This is a genomic window from Pseudoalteromonas sp. APC 3355 (assembly GCF_030407615.1).
GTDB classification, from domain to species: Bacteria; Pseudomonadota; Gammaproteobacteria; order Enterobacterales; family Alteromonadaceae; genus Pseudoalteromonas; species Pseudoalteromonas distincta.
The window spans coordinates 1-18,787 of the sequence record NZ_JASDDB010000003.1; the positions used below are offsets into that span (position 1 = coordinate 1).

Sequence of the window (18,787 nt, forward strand, 5' to 3'; positions counted from 1 at the left end):
AAGTTCGTTCGTAAACTCACTGGGACAATTAACAGTTGGCTTGGCGCTTCGCGCAAGTTTAGCCAACAGTCAATTGCCCCTTAGCAAAGCGTTATGTGCCTTCAAACTCAGCAACTTTGGTCAAGATCCGTATTTAAATAGTTCCTAGTATTGAGTTGCTTAGGAGAGAAATAGTTATATGACCAAATACCGTGATCAGTTTATAGATGTAGTCAATTATATTGATGCTAACCTTGATGGGGAGCTTGATGTTAAAAGGCTTTGTCAGCTAGCATATTTATCGAAGTACCATTTTCATAGGCAATTTTCGTCACACTTTGGTATGCCCGTAATATCGCTTGTGAGATTACTTCGACTCAAAAAGGCAGCCTTCCAATTAGCCTATAGGGTAGATGATAAGATTGTTGATATTGCATTGGCGAATGGTTACGAAAGTCATGAAGCTTTTTCTCGGGCTTTTAAAAAACATTTTGACAAAAGTCCGTTCGAATTTAGGAAAACCCCTGATTGGACTCCTTGGCGTTCAAAATATGAACCAGTGATTAAGCTAAGGACTAAAATTATGAATGAAAATCCTGATTTTAAAGTGGAACTGATTGATTTCCCTGAAACATCAATTGCAGTTATGGAGCACCGAGGTTCGCCAAACCTGTTAGGAAATACAATACAAAAATTCATTGAGTGGAGAAAAATCAACCACCTTCCGCCAAATAAAAGCAAGACCTTTAATTTGGTTTACGATGATCCTGCTGTAACAGTCCCCGAAAATTTTAGGTTTGATCTTTGTTGTTCTGTTGACTTCCAAGTCGAGCCAAATGATTATGGAGTCGTGAGCAAAATAATCCCTACTGGGAGATGTGCAGTAGTTAGGCATATTGGCAGCGATGACTCTATTGGCGCGGTGGTAAACTTTCTGTATTCCAAATGGCTTCTCGATTCTGATTTTGAAGTTCGGGACTTTCCTGTTTTTTTTGAAAGGGTTAGTTTTTTCCCAGAAGTATCAGAAAGTGAAATGATAACCGATATATATTTGCCGATTGACTTAGGCACATAACAAACCAATTAATCCGACCTCAATACGCTGCGCTCCTTTCAGCGGCTTATTGGGGCGTTATAGCCACTTAATTTTCACATCCTTAGTAAGGGAGAAGCATGAGCGGTCCGGCCAGATTTGGTGCCATTATTTACGCTGGCAGCGTCAAAAGATTGTCAGCATTTTATCTAGAAATGTTTGGCTTGCGCGTCCTACGCGAAACAAATGACTTGGTAAGCTTGGGTGGGGAAGGTTTCAATATAGTTGTGCATGTGCCACCTGTTGAGCTCCCTGATACTAAGTTCAATACGGTTAAAGTTTTCGTAGCAGTAGACAGCCTAGAAGACGCAAAGCGTCGGGCGATGGAGCTGGGAGGTAAGGCGCTAGAGGGTGAATGGTCAAATCCTGTTTTCAAGGTCTGTAATATAGCTGACCCTGAAGGAAATCACATTCAGCTAAGGGAGTTCATGCTATAACAAAGCCATTTACGGCGAGCTACTTTTCCGTCGCTTTTTTGTGGCGAAATAGACTGCCACAAAAAATCAACTACAAAGCAGCCGCGTAATGGCGGCGTTATGTGTAATCAGCATGAGAGAAGAAATTAGAGAAGAGTTGCGGGAGTATTTTTCAGGAGAGCAAGAAGCAAACGCTCTAGAAGAGTTAAATAGCATTACACTCCAACATGTAATGGCTGAGTCACAGATGAACCTAGATAACACATGGTCAGCGATAATTAAGCTCAGCAAAGGTGACTTGCAAGAATTAACTAGGCTCACAGAATGTGCAAAAAAAGATTTTCGCGATGTCGTTTACTGGGCATCACTAGAGTAAAATAAGTAATTTCAAAGTTGGCGTACTTTGCGTTTGTTTAGCTTTATAATTTTCGGCATCAAAATGGTTCTTTTAAACAAGCACATAACAAAACCACCCAACACCCTGCAGCGCAAAAAGCGCTCTGCCTCGACTCGCTACACTGCGTTTCGCTCGCGGTTGCTGGTGGCGTTATGTTCTAAGAGAAATATGAAGAAAGTTACCATATATATCGACCACGTAGATGATGACAAAGACTTTATCTTTATGCATAAGTGGTTCGAGAAGTGGAAGGATTCGGTACGAATTGAAAATTACTCATCGGGTGGGTGGGAACATATTTGGGATATAGAAGGATCTGAAGAGGCAATAGCGGAAATCCCGAAAGAGTGGATTTGCTAGCTAATGGGCTTCACTATAAATATTTAACAAGTAAATTACGTGTGAGTGTCAAAACATAACAAAGCAAATCAGTCTGACGGCTTTTCCGTTCCTTGTTTTACGGTTTAACGCTACGCTACCGCAAAACAATCCACTACAAAGCCGCAGCTGTTTGCGGCGTTACATTCCTGTCAAACATAGGAATGTATTTCAACACTGGTATTAGTTTAAATGACGTTAAAAGACATCCCTTCAGGAAAAATTGGACTTTTCGAAGTTTTATATCATTGGACATCGATAGACGATGCATTGTCGATTTTGAAAAATAAAGAAATATATGGAGAAGATCATGGTAAACACGCAAACTTCTCAATAAATAGAAGAGCTGATATTGCTAAGTCAAAAGAAGTTTGCTTGAAGTTTAAGTTTAATGGCCAACACAAAATGATGTTTGGGGATACTTTTGATACTAAAGATGCTCCATTAAATTCACATAACACAATATTTCATTTATTTAGCAGTGGTGATCCAGAGTCAATCTATACAGATGAGGGGTTTAGTAAGTTAGGGTACTGGCAAAGCAATGTATACCCGGGAACTTCAGGGTTGGAATTTGATGGAATAGAATGTTGGGATGAAGAATATTGGAAAGGCTTGTTATCGCAAACTTTACCATCAAAACCTTCTCGTCTTGCTTTTTGGAGTTACAAAGAAAATATTCGTTCCTATGACCGGGTTACTGATAATAAAGCTCGACAAAATAAGTTGATCCAACAAAGTAAAGATAATGTTGGTCAAACAATAAAAACGTAGTTCACGCGGAATGTAACAAGTCAGTCAAGAATGGACGCTAAACAGTTGGCTTACGCTCCTTCGTCGCTGATTTTAGCCAACTATTTATGCGCCACTTACTGAGGCGTTAGTTGCAAAGGGAACTCTGATGAGTAATTGGAATAAAACAGGTGCGGTAAAAAACCCGATAAAGTTTGGTTTAGCTATTGGCATATCAATAGGTGTTGCAATAGGAATTATCATCCAGAATATTTTATTAGGTGTTCTTTTTGGTATGGCGGTAGGTGCAGTATTTGGTTTTTCTCTCAAGAAAAAGCAAAAAGTAGACAAAGGTTAAATTGACTATTTGCAACTAACAAGAACATCAAACGGAAAATTTACAGTTGGCTCTTTTTCGTTCCTCAAAATTTTAGCCAACTATAATTTTCCGCTTATGTAAGCGTTATGTAACCAAGGAAGAATCGTGAAATTCTGGAGAAACTCGTCCACAGAACGTTATCCAATGTGGAAAGCATTCTTAATGTACATCTGGGTAATACCTGGAGTTCCGATAGGAACCTTTTTAGGTGTTTATTTCTTAGAGGCTCGTAATAGGAGTGATGATGAATTATTACTTAGCTTGCTTAACTATCGTTTAGATTTTACTTTGATTATTTTATTTGGTGTTGGTTTTATCCTTTGGGTTTGGTCTATTAGAGCCTTAAGTAAGCCTGTTTTTCAAATTCATCAAAATAGGTTGTACTTTTACGGTTATGGCTTTTTTAAAGATGACATTGCACTTGATTCACTTCAAGAAATACGCTCCTATAATCTTGGTCCGCTGGGTCACCTAATAGACTTTAAATCTAAAGTCGGTATTACCTTTAGATCTTTTGCTTTTCTATCAAACATTAATAAAAGTAAATTAGAAAAGTTTTTTGAGGAAAGTGGTATAAAGGTTACATAACAAACCATTCAAGCAGGACATTGCTCCTCACCCGTTTTAGTGGACACCTCCTCATCACTTTGAAGAGGCTAAAATGCCTAAATATACTCAACCTAGGAAGACATGGTTTTATCCAGTTAATTTTAAAATCAAAGTGTTGTGGCATAGTGATTTTGGCCACTATTTACATACAAACTTGTATAAAACCAAGTGGAGCTTTCTTATGCCTTAGTTTTATTAAAAACGTCCACTAATGTTAAACTACAAAAAACTTAATTACTTAATATAGCTATGGCATTTTACATTCCTTTATTACAACCTCACTTTAAGCACATTGAAATTGGCGATACGCTTACATCACTTTGGAGTGGATGTGGCAGTATTGTGCAGTGCCAGCTTGATGATAAAGCCTGCGTTATTAAAGCGATTAAAATACCCAGTTATATAAACCATCCTAAAATTAAACAAAGCGAATTTGCGCTTAAAAGAAAGCAGCACTCATATAGTGTTGAATACACATTTTATAAGCTTTATAGCCAGCATTTACCAGTACATGCGCAAAGTATTGAATGTATAGGTGTAATTAATAAAGATGATGAATATGCGCTGGTGTTTAAGGATTTCACCAAACATGGGTTTACTCAAGCAGGGCCACAACATGTTAAAGCTATATTAAGGTGGCTTGCACACTTTCATGCGTTTAACTTAAGTAAACCCGCTGAAGGGTTATGGCAGCAAGGCAACTACTGGCATTTAAGCACGCGCCCAGATGAGTTTAATAAACTAAAAGATAACCTTGATAAAAAGTCCGATATTAAAAATGCTGCACATAAAATAGATGAGCAGCTACAAAGTTGTACGTATAAAACGCTGATTCATGGCGATGCAAAACTTGCTAACTTTGCAGCAAATGAGCGCGATGAAATACTCGGTTATGATTTTCAGTATATAGGTGCAGGTTCTGGGATAATTGATGTAATGTATTTTATGACCAGTTGCTTGAGTGATGCACAATTACACGAGTGCGCTGATGAGTACCTTGTGTATTATTTTAACAATTTAAAGGCTGCTATTACAGCTTATCACCCTTGGGCACCAGCAAGTAAAGTAGCTGACGATTGGCTCGCTTTATGGCCTGCTGCATGGGCTGACTTTTATCGATTTTTAGCTGGGTGGAGCCCCGAGCATCAAAAAATAAATAGTTATATGCAACAGCAAGTAAACAGCTGGTTAGCGGGTAACATTTAATAAACAGGTTTTGCTAATCTCTTGCATAAATATCAAGCAAAACAATACATTTTGGCACGATGTATGAAAATCTCTTTAAAACTACAGGTCAAATGACCTTTTTTAATATAAAATACTGCAAATTCTTGTATCAGTAGGTTTATATTATGGCAATTCACGTTATTTCTCACCCTCTTGTTCAACATAAATTAGGCCTAATGCGAGCGCATGGTATTAGTACTAAAAGCTTTCGTGAATTATGTTCTGAAGTTGGAACCTTATTAACCTACGAAGCAACTAAAAACCTACAGTTAGAAGATAACGAAATTACAGGCTGGGATGGCAATAAATTAAAAGTAGAGCATATTAAAGGTAAAAAAATTACCGTAGTGCCTATTTTGCGTGCTGGTCTTGGCATGATGGACGGTGTTATGCAGTTATTACCAGCCGCTAAAGTAAGTGTTGTTGGTCTTGAACGTAACGAAGAAACGCTAGAGCCAGTACCATATTTTGAAAAGCTTGTTGGTAATATTGATGAACGCTTAAGCTTAGTTATTGACCCTATGCTTGCAACCGGTGGCTCAATGATTGCCACAATCGATATGCTTAAAAAAGCAGGCTGTAAAGAAATCAAAGTAATTGTATTAGTAGCTGCACCAGAAGGTGTGGAAAAAACACTTACAGCACATCCCGACGTAGAAATATTTACAGCCTCTGTAGATAGCCACTTAAACGAAAAGGGCTATATTATCCCTGGTTTAGGCGATGCGGGCGACAAAATATTCGGTACTGTTTAGGAGTCTTTAAGTGCAAAATAATGACACCTTTTCAATAAAAACTATTTTAACAGGCGCGCAAATGCTGTTTGTAGCATTTGGTGCGCTGGTATTAGTGCCACTTTTAACGGGCTTGGATCCTAATGTTGCGCTTTTTACCGCTGGCATTGGTACTTTGCTGTTTCAGGTAGTGACTAAAGGCCAAGTGCCTATATTTTTAGCTTCATCGTTTGCTTTTATTGCACCCATTATTGCCGCTGTGCAAATGTGGGGCGTGCCGGCCACTATGGGCGGCTTAATGGTAGCGGGCTTTGCTTATATGCTTTTAAGTTTATTAGTAAAATTTAAGGGCGTTGCAACGCTTCATAAAATTTTACCGCCTGTAGTTGTAGGCCCTGTAATTATGGTTATTGGTTTAGCGCTTGCACCTGTTGCTGTAAATATGGCGATGGGTAAAAGTGGCGACGGCAGTATTCAAATTATTGATTACAGCAGCGCTATTTATATTTCGTTGTTCTCGTTAGTGGTTACGCTTATTTTTGCAGTGTGGGGTAAAGGCGTATTTAAGCTTATACCTATTCTGGCAGGGGTTGTAGCGGGTTATTGTTTATCGCTTGCAATGGGCGTTGTGCAATTTGACGCGGTAACTAACGCACAGTGGTTTGCTGTACCAAACTTCACATGGCCTGAGTTTAAATGGCAGGCTATTTTGTTTATGGTGCCTGTAGCAATAGCACCTGCAATTGAGCATATTGGCGATATGATGGCTATAAGCCAAGTAACCAATAAAGACTTTTTGAAAAAGCCTGGGCTTCACCGTACTTTGTTTGGTGATGGCCTTGCGACGTCTGCTGCATCATTATTTGGCGGCCCGCCTAACACAACTTACTCAGAGGTAACTGGAGCAGTTATGCTTACCAAAAACTTCAATCCTAAAGTAATGATGTGGACAGCCATTATCGCCATTATTTTAGCCTTTGTTGCTAAAATGGGATCTGGCTTACAGACTATACCTGTACCTGTAATGGGCGGCATTATGATTCTACTTTTTGGCTCTATTGCTGTAGTGGGTCTAAATACATTAGTTAAGTCGGGCGATGATTTAACAGCACCACGTAACTTAAGTATTGTTGCACTTATTTTGGTGTGCGGTATTGGCGGTATGCATATAGGTGGTAGCCAATTTAGTTTGGAGGGCGTAAGTTTATGCGCTATTTTAGGCATTGTACTCAATCTTGTATTACCTAAGGCGCAGCCTCAAGAGAGTTAATAGTGCACGTAAGTTAAAAATATTGCACCAAAATAGCGCATTTTCAATGCGCTATTTTTTTAACCTACTAATAAATATACAAAAATAATAATGGTCTATTACCTGCATTTAATTTCCAGAACGCATCGTATGCAAAGGAGTTACTATGTCAGAGGCCAATATTGTGGATATAACCCCGTTTTTAGCAAAACACCAACTGCCTTTAAAGTATCAATATTTGAGTGAGCAATATTTTGTTCCACTTGCGCATGACATCCTCGAATCTAAAAAAACAAATACTCCTATTTTTGTTGCCATAAATGGATGCCAGGGCTCAGGAAAAACAACACTCGCAGATTTTTTAGTTACGTGGTTTTCTAAAAACACACCACTTAACAGTGTAGCATTGTCAATTGATGACTTTTATTTAGCAAAACAAGCACGTACTGAGCTTGCCAAAGACGTACATCCTCTTTTTACTACTCGCGGAGTACCGGGTACTCACGACGTAGCGTTAATGAATAGCACAATAACTAATTTACTGGCAGGAGAGGTAAACGTACCGCTTCCACGTTTTAATAAACACGAAGACGACTGCGTGCCAACAAGTGATTGGCTAACAAATGAAAAGCCAGTTGATATTGTTATTTTAGAAGGGTGGTGCGTGGGCAGTGAGCCACAACCGCTGTTTTCATTAAGTGAGCCGCTTAACGAGTTAGAGCAACAGTTTGATAAAGAAGGCGTTTGGCGCCGCTGTGTAAATAGCTGTTTGGCAAACGAATATAAAGCCGTTTTTAACCTAATTGATTATACAGTTATGCTAAAAGCACCGAGTTTTAGTGATGTTTTTACATGGCGACAAGAGCAAGAACAAAAGCTAATAGCCAAAAAAGGTGCAGGCTCAGGCACCATGACTAACGAGCAATTGGTGTATTTTATTTCTCATTTTGAGCGCATTACGCGTGAGAACTTAAACACACTGAGCGCTAAAGCAAATGCTTTAATTGAACTTGATAGCAACCGAGATATTAGCGGTATGCACCTAACGAGTGATGACACCCTTCAACCTATTATTTTTACAGATTTGGACGGAACATTACTCGATCACGCCGATTACAATACAAATAATATTAGTGAGTTATTACAGCAGCTGCAAAATGCGCATATTCCTGTGGTGTTTAATACCAGCAAAACTTTTTGCGAAGTTATAGAGCTTAAAAACGATTTAAATATTCAACAACCTTTTATTGTCGAAAACGGTGCAGCAGTATTTATTCCAGAAGACTATTTTGAATTAAAACCCATTGGTTGTAAAAAAGTAGGCGCTTATTGGTGCTACGCAATGGCAAAGCCGTTATCGAGTTTATTAAATGATTTAAATACTTTAAAGGCGGATTATAAAGCGCATTACAAATTGTTTAGTGACTTATCGAGTGAGCAAATTTCAGAGCTTACCGGGCTAAACGATGCACAAGCAAGACGCGCACAAACTCGCGATTATTCAGACCCTCTTTATTGGTATGGCAATGACGAATTACTCACAGCCTTTGTAAACGATGTTGAAGCACTCGGCTACGATATAAAAATTGGCGGACGCTTCATTCATATTGCCAAAAATACCGATAAAAGCGCTGCACAGCAGTGGTTAGTTAAACAGTTTACCCATCATTTCAGAAAGCCTCTCACGGTTATAGCACTGGGTGATAGCGATAACGATAAGCAAATGTTAGAGCACGCAAATATCGCCATTATTATTGCCAATCCGGCGAGTAAAAAGCCGGTTAAATTGTCGCACAACAAAGCACGATACTCTCAATCACCAGCACCGCTGGGATGGATTGAAGAAATAACGTCGTTGCCGTGTATTAGCAGTATTTTAAGTATTTCTGAGGAGCAAACATCTCATGGCTGATTTTTATCAAAATGGCATTATTACAACACTACATAATATTGCCGACAGACCAATAGAAGACCTAGAAAAAGAGCTACTTACTTTTAGTAAGCAGCGCCCTATGGGGTTGATACTTCCTTCGCTATTTAGTGAACTAGAAGGCCCTGCGCTGCAAAATATAGTTAGCGAGTTGCGCGAAGTACCATATTTATCACAAATTACGATAGGCTTAGATAGAGCCGACGAAGCACAGTATCGCCATGCACTTGGCTTTTTTAAAGAGCTAAACCAAAACCATAAAGTATTATGGAACGACGGCCCACGCTTACAAGCACTTGATAAAGAATTACAAGAGCTAGGTGTTGCACCACGTGAGCTGGGTAAAGGGCGTAATGTGTGGTATTGCATGGGCTATAAATTAGCTACAGCAGAAGTAGAGTCTATCGCGCTACATGATTGCGATATTTTAACCTACGACAGAAGCCTACTTGCTCGCTTAATCTACCCCGTTGCGCATCCGCGCTTTAACTATGAATTTTGTAAAGGGTTTTACCCGCGTACTGCTAATGGCAAAATTAATGGCCGTGTATCGCGCTTATTAGTAACGCCATTGCTTCGCTCATTTAAAACAATTTTAGGCAATACCGACTACCTTGAATATATGGACTCTTTTAGATACCCACTTGCAGGTGAGTTTTCGTTTAGACGCGATGTATTAAACGATATTCGTATCCCAAGTGATTGGGGCCTTGAAATAGGTGTACTGAGTGAAATGTATCGTAACTATTCGCATAACCGCTTGTGCCAAGTAGATATTGCCGATAATTACGATCATAAACACCAAGAACTTTCACTTGATGATCAAAGTGCAGGTTTGTCTAAAATGTCGATTGATATTACTAAGGCATTGTTTAGAAAGCTGGCGACTCAAGGTGTTACTTTTACCAGCGAAACAATCCGTTCATTAAAAGCAACTTATTACCGTATTGGTCTAGATTTTATAGAAACGTATCATAACGACGCGCTAATGAACGGGTTAACGCTTGATGTACACCAAGAAGAAAAAGCAGTGGAAATGTTTGCACAAAATATTATGGAAGCAGGGCAACACTTTTTAGAAAACCCAATGGAAGCGCCATTTGTGCCAAGTTGGAACCGTGTTGTATCAGCAATGCCAGACGTACTTGAGCGCTTAAAAGAAGCCGTAGAGCTAGATAACGAAGAATATAGTTAACCTGCGTGCAGGTTAACTAGCCTATAAGTCTAAACAATAAATATTAGGGGCGCATGTGAGCACAGTTAGCGAATTATTTTTACAACGAGTAGAGCAACATCTTCATATTATTTATGAGGGTGTTGAGCTGCCTTTATCGGTTACTGAGCTTGCTCAGCAACTCATTAAAATTATATTAGGTAGCAATGCACTGCGCGACCCGACACCCCATACAAACCGATGGGATGAACAAGATATAGTATTGATTGCTTATGGCGACTCTATTATTAAACACGATGATAGCGAATTTGCCGTATCGAGCCCAATGGAGGCACCGCTTAAAACACTACACAGATTTATAAAAGAGCAATGTGATATGCAACTAAATGCGCTGCACATATTGCCATTTTACCCGTACAGCTCAGACGAAGGCTTTGCCGTAATGAACTACGTGCAAGTGAACGAGTCCTTGGGTGATTGGGGAGATATTCAAAATATCGCTAAAGATGTAAAGCTAATGGCGGATTTGGTTATTAACCATTGCTCAAGCAGAAGTGTATGGTTTGAGAACTTTTTAAATGATTTACACCCGGGTAAAGATTATTTCAAAACGGCGAGCTTAACGGATGATTTAAGCCAAGTTGTACGCCCGCGAACCTCATCGTTATTAAATACTGTAACTACGCCAAGCGGCGAAAAACACGTGTGGTGTACATTTAGTCACGATCAGGTTGATTTTGATTTTGCAAACCCCGAGGTACTTAAAGAGTTTGTGGGAATAATTCGCCATTATTTAGACAATGGCGTGCGTTTATTTAGACTTGATGCGGTCGCATTTTTGTGGAAACAGCTTAATACAAGTTGTATTAACTTGCCGCAAACACATGAAGCCGTAAGGCTAATGCGAACACTTATTGAGCACGCAGAGCCGAGCGTAGTTATAATTACCGAAACCAATATTCCAAATCAAGAAAACTTGTCTTATTTTGGTAATGCCAACGAAGCGCACAGTATTTATAACTTTGCACTGCCGCCTTTATTGCTTCATACATTACTTAGTGGCGATAGCACTGCAATTAAGCATTGGATGATGAGCATGCCACCTGCGCAAAATGGTACGGCATACTTTAATTTTATAGCCTCGCACGATGGAATAGGGCTCAGACCAATTGAAGGTTTATTGCAACCCAGTGAAGTGGCGTCACTTGTAAGTACCACTATGCAATTTGGTGGTCGTGTATCTATGCGAACCAGTAACGATGGCACGCATACACCGTACGAGCTAAATATTGCTTTATTTGATGCTCTCCAAGGGACGCACAATGGCCCAGATAAGTTTGGCCTGGAGCGGTTTATGTGTGCTCACGCAATTATGTTTGCGCTTGAAGGTATCCCAGGGCTTTATATTCATAGTTTGTTGGGTACAACTAACGATTACGAACGCTTTGAAAATTCACAGCATAACCGTGCTATTAACCGCCATCGTTGGCAAGAGTCAAAGCTACTGGCGGCAATTGGTGAAAAGTACAGTCATCATCATAAAGTGTTTAACGGCATAAAAAGCTTATTGGCAGTACGCAAAAAGCAAAGTGCCTTTCACCCAAATGCTACACAGTTTACGCTGCATTTAGCGGGGGGATTATTTGGTTTTTGGCGACAAAGTATAGACAGACGCCAAAGCATATTTTGTGTTTATAACATTAGCGATAAACCACAAACACTTACATTAGCCGACTTAAACTTAATTAACACCCAAAAGTGGTTTGATTTGGTGGCAGATAAAACGATTGAAGAAAGCCAATTAACAATAGAGCTAGAACCATACCAAAGCGTGTGGCTGAGTAATATTAAATAAGACCTATTAAAAAGGCTCGCACTGCGAGCCTTTGTTTTAACTAGGGCGTGTTGATCTTTGTGGATTGAAATTTGTTCAATCTAGGGGCGATTAAATCGCGACGCGAGGTTTGTAACCTAGTGGGCTAAGTAAAAACCGAGCAACAAAGAGTTAATCGCCCCTAGAAAGAACCCTTCGGGCAGCGCATGTTTGGTATTTATGCTGCGTTATCGCCTATTTATGGGGAATAACCACACTACATAGGCTCTGCCTTGCCTAAAAACCAAACATACTGCTGCAAATTCACCCACCAATGATCAACACGCCCTAATAAGTTATTTTATTAATTATAAGCTGTAGCTTAAGTTAATGTAGCCAAAGCGGCCAATGTTATCGTAACTTGCGCTACCCGCGCTTGTACCACGTGAACCGTACGGAAGTTTACGATTAAATAGATTATCAACACCTACTTTAATGCCTAAGCCGCTATCGAAGTTGTAACCAACAGTCATATCGGTAATAAAGTATTTACCGTAAGACATTTGATTACTTGGGTTCGGGTTATTTTCAAGCTCAACATTTGTATATAAATCTACTTCACTTAAAAAGCGTGTTTCAACTGTTGAGAAAAAGTTATCCATAACATAACTTACAGATAAGTTAGTTTGCCACTTAGCTTCACCTGTAGTACCTGCGTATTCAATGTAGTTACTAGGGTCGTCTTGGAACGGGTAATCTTTACGTTCAATTAAGTAAGTACCAATTAAGCGGGTTTTAAAGCTACCTTCAAGCGCGTCAAAGTCGTAACCTAGTTCAAAATCTATCCCTGATGCTTTTTGGCCAGCAACATTTAATACAGAGTTTTGTATTAAAGTAATTTCACCATTAGCATTACGTGTAATTAAGTTACAGTACTGATTGTTTATACCTGTTGCGCTATCAACACAGCGATCAAGAATGTCTTGCGCGTTAATTGTGTCAATTGCATCTTCAAGTTCAATTTCCCAGTAATCAATAGTAAGTAGTGCGTTTTCTAAAAACTCTGGTTGGTAAACAATGCCTACAGTTGTACTTGTTGACTCTTCGCCTTTAACATCGCGGTTACCACTGCTTAAACCATCTAAAGAGGCTGAATCGTAATCTGAATTAAAGTCACTCGCTACGCCTAATGCGGCACAGTTTGCAGTACGTGTTGCACCGTTTGATAAGTCACCTAAGTTTTCAGCGCGACACGGGTCGTCTACATTGTAAAAAGTTTGACTTGCTGCACCAAATACTTCACTAATGTTTGGCGCACGAAGTGCTGCAGATTGTGTTACACGTACACGTAGCTCATCATTTACAGTCCAATCAAGGCCAAGTTTCCAGCTAGTGGCTTCGCCAATCGTACTGTAGTCAGCATGACGTACTGCAGTGTCAAATACTAAATCTTGAATAAGCGGCAAATCAGTTAAAATTGGCATCGTCGCTTCAAAAAATACTTCGCGTACGTTGAACGAACCTTTATCTTCGCCCAGTGCGTTAAAGAAAGTACCTTCTGCGTTATCTGGCTCTTTTGTTTCGCTTTCTTCTTTACGGTACTCGGCACCAAATGCAACACCTACATAACCTGCTGGTAATTCAAAAATAGCGCCATTAGCAAGTGAGCCAGAAACAACCGTTTGCTTAATTGTTGAGGTACCAACTGATACTGTATTTATGTAATCAATAGCTTGTTGAGATGGTGCGCCAAAACCCATAATGTTTACAGGAACGCAGCCGTCAGCTTGTGCAGCAGCGCTACGACATACTACGTTACCATTTGTATCTTCAACGGCATCAAGTGCATTAAAGTAGTTGGCTAAAATCATGTTAGCGCCGTTTTCACGCTCAAGATCAGTTTGGCCATAAACAACTGATGTATCTAATTCCCAATCTTCAAATACAGTACCTTTTAAGCCGGTAACAAAGCGCGTTGTTTCACGCGTATTGTTTTCAATGCGGCGGCCAAGGTCGGTCATCATGCGGTTAACCATGATCGAATCAACACCTTCCTCTTCCATACGTGCTTTGATGGCTGGGTCTAGGTAAGGGTTGTCGATTTTAATGCTATTGTCGCTGTCGAAAAAGAAAAATGCAGGCTGGCCTATGCTTTCGCCTTGGCTGTTTACGTATTTTGCATCAAAGTAGACATTTAAGTCGTCGGTAACATCGTAGTTAACTTTAAAGTTTACGTTGTAGCGCTCGAACTCAGGTTGAATCTCTTCAAATTGACCAAGATTAAACGAATCACAGTTTGCACACGACAAGCCATCTACATTATCACCTATGTATAAGTCGCGAGCGCTACTGTCGGCGTTAAAGCTATTAGTATATCCATCTTCAAGTGCATAAACACCGGCGTTATTAATTGCGTAATAACCAGCATTAGGTGTTAAGATTTTGTCAGGGAAGGCTGCGCTATCTTTGTTTGCATCTGTTTGGGCTTGATTACGTAAACTACTAAACGAAGTACTAGTCCAAGGGTGGTCAAGTGCATTTAATGAATCTTGGCCTGAGTACTCAATAGCAAAAGCTGCATTACCACGGCCGTTATCAAAATTAGAGCCGTACGAGAACGTCGCTTTTTCGTTGTTGTAGCTGTTTAAATCGGCAAAACCTCGGGTAACACTAAAATCCATACCTTCAATGTTGTCTTTTAGTATAAAGTTTACAACACCTGTTACTGCATCAGCACCATATACAGCGGATGCACCACCAGTGATAATTTCTACACGCTCAACCCATACACTTGGAATAGTATTGGTATCTACAGCTTGAGAACCTGCAGAGCTTGATACATGACGCTTACCATTTACAAGTACTAAGGTACGGTCTGTACCCATGTTACGTAAATCAAGAATATTTAAACCAGCAGTACCAATAAAACGGCCTGAGTTAGCCATAGAATATGTATTGCCAAGTGCTGGTAAATTGTTTAGCGCTTCACCAATGTTTACAGCGCCTGTATTAATTAGCTGCTCGCCACTTATAACTGTTACTGGTGCAGGTGCAATAGCACCTTCACGTAAAATACGTGAACCCGTTACTTCAACGCGTTCAATTTTTGTTGCTTGCTCATCTTGTGCAAGCACAGAATTACTTGCTGTTGCAGCAGCAGTAATTAATGCACATTTAATGCTAGTAGAAAGTAAATTATGACGTTTCATGTGTTTCCCAAAGGACATTTTATAGTAATTTAAAACAATATTTATTTTTACTTAATACAGTCTGTATTAGATAAAAACCTATAACTTTTTTATGAGGTCGGCGATTATTGCACGGGGAAACCAGTAATAGAAGAGAGGTAGCTTGATGGATTCAAGTGAGTTATTTCTGTATCAATTTTTATAAAGTTCAGTTTATTGCGTTTTTTGCATTTATAATTTTAATTATTTGATATGAATTTGTAACTAAAAATAAGGTTTTTTATTGTCTATGCACTTTTTATTATCATGTAGTGTTTTTTGTTTTCATTTGAGTATTAATAATGAACTTTTTCAAGGCTTTCATATTTATTTTTTAGGAGAAGGTTAGTTAATTAATAAATTTTAATAGAAGGTTTATTAGTCTTTAATGTTTTATTTATGTAATTTTATGTTGTCGTGAAGTAATTGAAAATACGCTATTTTTGTTGCTACTAAATCTAAAATGAGTAAATTTCATCTTTGAAAAGTATAAAAGGCCCAGTTTATGGGCCTTTTATTAACAATAAAACTTACATTTTATATGAAAAAGTAATGTAACCAAAACGCCCTATATTATCGTAGCTAGCACTTCCGCTACCATCACCACGTGTACCATAAGGTAACTCACGATTGAATAGGTTATCTACACCCACTTTTAAGCCAACACCATTATCAAAGTTATAACCGACTGTCATGTCAGTAATTATGTATGTACCAAAAGTAGTTAAACTATTTGGATTGGGGTTATCGCTTAAATCTTGATCTGTGTATAAGCTTACTTCTTCGATATAACGAGTGCTCAAAGATGTGTATAAGTTTTCGTAGCTATATTCTATATTTAAGTTAGCTTGCCATTGCGCTTCACCTGTAACGCCCGCATATTCAATGTAGTCGCTAGGCTCATCTTGGAATGGGAACTCTTTACGCTCAATCAAATATGTACCAATAAAGCGTGTTTTAAAGCTACCTTCAAGCGCATCAAAGTCGTAACCTAATTCAAAGTCAACACCAGATGCTTCTTGACCTGATACATTAAGCACTGAGTTTTGAATTAACGAAATCTCACTGTTTGCATCACGTGTAATAAGACTACAATATTGATTTGAAATACCTGAGCCGCTATCAACACAACGATCTAGGATATCTTGCGCACTGATAGTCGAGATTGCATCTTCAAGCTCAATTTTCCAGTAATCTATAGTAAGTGTTGCGTTTTCAATAAACTCTGGTTGGTAAACTAGACCAATAGTAGTACTTGTAGATTCTTCACCCTTCACATCTCGATTACCGCTTTGTAAACCTTCAAGTGTTTGTGAATCATAGTCAGAATCAAAACCTTCTGGCACTCCTAATGCAGCACAGTTGGCACGGCGTGTACTACTGTTTTGTAAATCATTTAAGTTATCAGCTTGACAAGGATCGTCGACACTGTAGAAAGTTTGGCTCGGTGCACCAAAAATTTCACCAATATTTGGCGCTCTTAGCGCTTCTGATTGTGTTAGACGAAAACGAAGCTCATCGTTTAGAGTCCAATCAAGCCCTAATTTCCAGCTAGTTGCATCGCCAATTGTGCTGTAATCAGCGTAGCGTACAGCTGCATCCAGCACTAAGTCTTGAACAAATGGCATATCAGAAAGTAGTGGAATTGATACTTCTGTAAAAATTTCACTTACATCAAAGTCGCCTTTGTCTTCACCAAGTGCATTAAAGAATGTGCCTTCAGCATTATTTGGCTCTTTTGTTTCACTTTCTTCTTTACGGTATTCAACACCAAAAGCCATACCTACATAACCTGCAGGTAATTCAAATAATCCACCATTGGCCAAAGAAGCAGATACTACAGTTTGAGTGATTTCAGATGTACCTGTAGAAACAGTATTTATGTAGTTAATTGCTTCATCACTTGGCGCACCAAAGCCCATAATATTTACAGGAACACAGCCTTCAGCTTGTGCTGCTTCACTTCTACATACAATATTACCATTGCCATCATCTACCGCATCAAGTGCGTTAGAGTAATTTTCAAGAATCATATTAGCGCCATTGACGCGTTCTAATTCTGTTTTACCACGTACAATAGATGCATCTAAATCCCAATCACTAAAGACCGTACCTTTAAGGCCAGCTACAAATCGTGTTGTTTCGCGTGTATTGTTTTCAATGCGACGACCTAAATCAGTCATCATACGAAGTACATTTATTGATTCTACGCCTTCACCATCGTTAGCTTCTTCCATAAGCTTTTTAACACTTGGGTCTAAATATGCGTTATCAATTTGTATGGTATTACGTGGATCGCCAAAGAAAAATGCGGGTTGGCCAATGCTTTCACCTTCACTGTTTACGTATTTGGCTTCAAAATAAGCATTTAAATCGTCTGTTACATCATAGTTAACTTTAAAGTTAACATTGTAACGTTCGAATTTTGGTTGTATCTCGTCAAACTGGGCTAGGTTAAACGAATCACAATCTGCACATAGAAGACCGTCAACGTTGTCACCAGTATAAATGTCACGATGAGAGCCATCTGCATTAAATGTATTTACATAACCATTACCTAGGCTAAACACGCCTGCGTTATTAATTGCGTAGTAACCAGCATTTGGCGTATAAATCTTATCAGGAAAATTAGGGTCGTCTTTATTAGAATCGTTTTGGGCTTGGTTACGTAGACTTGAGTATGAACCATCAGTCCAAGGGTGATCTAACGCATTTAAAGAGTCTTGAGCTGAGTATTCAACTGCAAATGCAGCATTACCACGGCCATCATCAAAGTTCTTACCATATGAAAAGGTTGCCTTTTCATTGTTGTAATCACTTAAATCTGAAACGCCTTTAGTTACAGTAAAGTCTAAACCTTCAATATTATCTTTTAAAATAAAGTTAACAACACCTGTTACAGCATCAGCACCGTAAACAGCAGATGCACCGCCTGTTACAATTTCTACACGCTCAACCCATACGCTTGGTATAGTATTAGTGTCAACAGATTGTGAGCCTGCTGAGCTCGAAACATGGCGTTTACCATTTACAAGTACAAGCGTACGGTCAGTACCCATGTTACGTAAATCAAGAATATTTAGACCTGCAGTACCAATAAAGCGGCCTGAGTTTGCTAAAGAATATGTGTTACCTAGTGCTGGTAGTTTATTTAACGCTTCACCGATATTCACTGCACCAGTATTAAGAAGTTGTTCACCAGTAATTACAGTTACAGGTGCAGGTGCAATTGCACCAACTCGGCTGATTTTTGAACCTGTTACTTCAACTCGTTCTATTTTTGTATCCTCAGCATCTGCTGCAATAGAAGTATGCGCCAAACCAATTGCACTTAAACAGAGAGCTGTTTTTATGCCGCTTGAGAGCTGGTTATAAGATTTCATATTATCCCCTAGATGAATTAGTTGTTTTTTTAAACTTAAGTGCAATATAAAATTCATGTTAGTAATT

At 39.1% G+C, this 18,787-nt stretch carries 14 protein-coding genes; 12 read left to right on the forward strand and 2 right to left on the reverse strand.

What is annotated here, in order from left to right; translation table 11 throughout:
* Positions 1 to 178: 178 nt before the first annotated feature.
* The 12 genes from QMA08_RS06485 to QMA08_RS06540 all read left to right on the forward strand — a co-directional run bounded on the left by QMA08_RS06485 (position 179) and on the right by QMA08_RS06540 (position 12,152).
* Positions 179 to 1,054, forward strand: coding sequence for an AraC family transcriptional regulator (locus tag QMA08_RS06485; protein WP_290173986.1), 876 nt, complete (start codon positions 179 to 181; stop codon positions 1,052 to 1,054).
* 98 nt (positions 1,055 to 1,152) lie between these two features.
* Positions 1,153 to 1,509, forward strand: a complete 357-nt coding sequence (locus QMA08_RS06490; RefSeq protein WP_290173987.1) for a VOC family protein — start codon at positions 1,153 to 1,155, stop codon at positions 1,507 to 1,509.
* Positions 1,510 to 1,621: 112 nt separating this feature from the next.
* Complete coding sequence (locus QMA08_RS06495; RefSeq protein ID WP_290173988.1) at positions 1,622 to 1,864, forward strand: hypothetical protein; 243 nt, start codon at positions 1,622 to 1,624, stop codon at positions 1,862 to 1,864.
* Positions 1,865 to 2,455: 591 nt separating this feature from the next.
* Positions 2,456 to 3,037 carry a hypothetical protein gene (locus QMA08_RS06500; protein ID WP_290173989.1) on the forward strand — a complete coding sequence of 194 codons (582 nt, stop codon included), beginning with the start codon at positions 2,456 to 2,458 and terminating at the stop codon, positions 3,035 to 3,037.
* Between the two features lie 127 nt (positions 3,038 to 3,164).
* The gene (locus tag QMA08_RS06505) at positions 3,165 to 3,353 is read left to right on the forward strand and encodes a hypothetical protein (RefSeq protein ID WP_182712307.1); all 189 of its coding nucleotides are present in this window, start codon (positions 3,165 to 3,167) and stop codon (positions 3,351 to 3,353) included.
* A 126-nt stretch (positions 3,354 to 3,479) separates the two neighbouring features.
* On the forward strand, positions 3,480 to 3,962 hold the full coding sequence (locus QMA08_RS06510; protein WP_182747281.1) for a hypothetical protein: 483 nt from the start codon (positions 3,480 to 3,482) through the stop codon (positions 3,960 to 3,962).
* Positions 3,963 to 4,232: 270 nt separating this feature from the next.
* Positions 4,233 to 5,189, forward strand: a complete 957-nt coding sequence (locus QMA08_RS06515; RefSeq protein WP_290173990.1) for a phosphotransferase — start codon at positions 4,233 to 4,235, stop codon at positions 5,187 to 5,189.
* Between the two features lie 146 nt (positions 5,190 to 5,335).
* Positions 5,336 to 5,965, forward strand: a complete 630-nt coding sequence (upp, locus tag QMA08_RS06520) for a uracil phosphoribosyltransferase (RefSeq protein ID WP_002958676.1) — start codon at positions 5,336 to 5,338, stop codon at positions 5,963 to 5,965.
* Between the two features lie 10 nt (positions 5,966 to 5,975).
* Entirely contained in the window at positions 5,976 to 7,214 is a 1,239-nt protein-coding gene (locus QMA08_RS06525) for a uracil-xanthine permease family protein (RefSeq protein WP_002958675.1), read from the forward strand.
* A gap of 145 nt (positions 7,215 to 7,359) precedes the next feature.
* A complete protein-coding gene (locus tag QMA08_RS06530) occupies positions 7,360 to 9,105 on the forward strand; it encodes an HAD-IIB family hydrolase (RefSeq protein WP_290173991.1) in 1,746 nt (581 codons plus the stop codon).
* On the forward strand, positions 9,098 to 10,318 hold the full coding sequence (locus tag QMA08_RS06535; RefSeq protein WP_002958673.1) for a glycosyl transferase: 1,221 nt from the start codon (positions 9,098 to 9,100) through the stop codon (positions 10,316 to 10,318). Before QMA08_RS06530 ends, QMA08_RS06535 begins: the two co-directional genes overlap by 8 nt.
* 55 nt (positions 10,319 to 10,373) lie before the next feature.
* On the forward strand, positions 10,374 to 12,152 hold the full coding sequence (locus tag QMA08_RS06540; RefSeq protein ID WP_002958672.1) for a sugar phosphorylase: 1,779 nt from the start codon (positions 10,374 to 10,376) through the stop codon (positions 12,150 to 12,152).
* Positions 12,153 to 12,478: 326 nt separating this feature from the next.
* On the opposite strand, the gene QMA08_RS06545 is transcribed toward QMA08_RS06540, so the two are convergent.
* Positions 12,479 to 15,319 (reverse strand): TonB-dependent receptor, encoded by a 2,841-nt coding sequence (locus QMA08_RS06545; protein WP_290173992.1) that lies wholly within the window; start codon positions 15,317 to 15,319, stop codon positions 12,479 to 12,481.
* 548 nt (positions 15,320 to 15,867) lie between these two features.
* Positions 15,868 to 18,720, reverse strand: coding sequence for a TonB-dependent receptor (locus QMA08_RS06550; RefSeq protein ID WP_290173993.1), 2,853 nt, complete (start codon positions 18,718 to 18,720; stop codon positions 15,868 to 15,870).
* Positions 18,721 to 18,787: the final 67 nt, after the last annotated feature.

Excerpts from the sequence above, each read along its gene's own strand:
- QMA08_RS06545 (WP_290173992.1), bottom strand. The coding sequence starts at position 15,319 with ATGAAACGTCATAATTTACTTTCTACTAGCATTAAATGTGCATTAATT.
- QMA08_RS06530 (WP_290173991.1), top strand. The coding sequence starts at position 7,360 with ATGTCAGAGGCCAATATTGTGGATATAACCCCGTTTTTAGCAAAACAC.
- QMA08_RS06485 (WP_290173986.1), top strand. The coding sequence starts at position 179 with ATGACCAAATACCGTGATCAGTTTATAGATGTAGTCAATTATATTGAT.
- QMA08_RS06500 (WP_290173989.1), top strand. The coding sequence starts at position 2,456 with ATGACGTTAAAAGACATCCCTTCAGGAAAAATTGGACTTTTCGAAGTT.
- QMA08_RS06550 (WP_290173993.1), bottom strand. The coding sequence starts at position 18,720 with ATGAAATCTTATAACCAGCTCTCAAGCGGCATAAAAACAGCTCTCTGT.
- QMA08_RS06495 (WP_290173988.1), top strand. The coding sequence starts at position 1,622 with ATGAGAGAAGAAATTAGAGAAGAGTTGCGGGAGTATTTTTCAGGAGAG.
- QMA08_RS06535 (WP_002958673.1), top strand. The coding sequence starts at position 9,098 with ATGGCTGATTTTTATCAAAATGGCATTATTACAACACTACATAATATT.
- QMA08_RS06490 (WP_290173987.1), top strand. The coding sequence starts at position 1,153 with ATGAGCGGTCCGGCCAGATTTGGTGCCATTATTTACGCTGGCAGCGTC.
- QMA08_RS06505 (WP_182712307.1), top strand. The coding sequence starts at position 3,165 with ATGAGTAATTGGAATAAAACAGGTGCGGTAAAAAACCCGATAAAGTTT.
- upp (WP_002958676.1), top strand. The coding sequence starts at position 5,336 with ATGGCAATTCACGTTATTTCTCACCCTCTTGTTCAACATAAATTAGGC.
- QMA08_RS06515 (WP_290173990.1), top strand. The coding sequence starts at position 4,233 with ATGGCATTTTACATTCCTTTATTACAACCTCACTTTAAGCACATTGAA.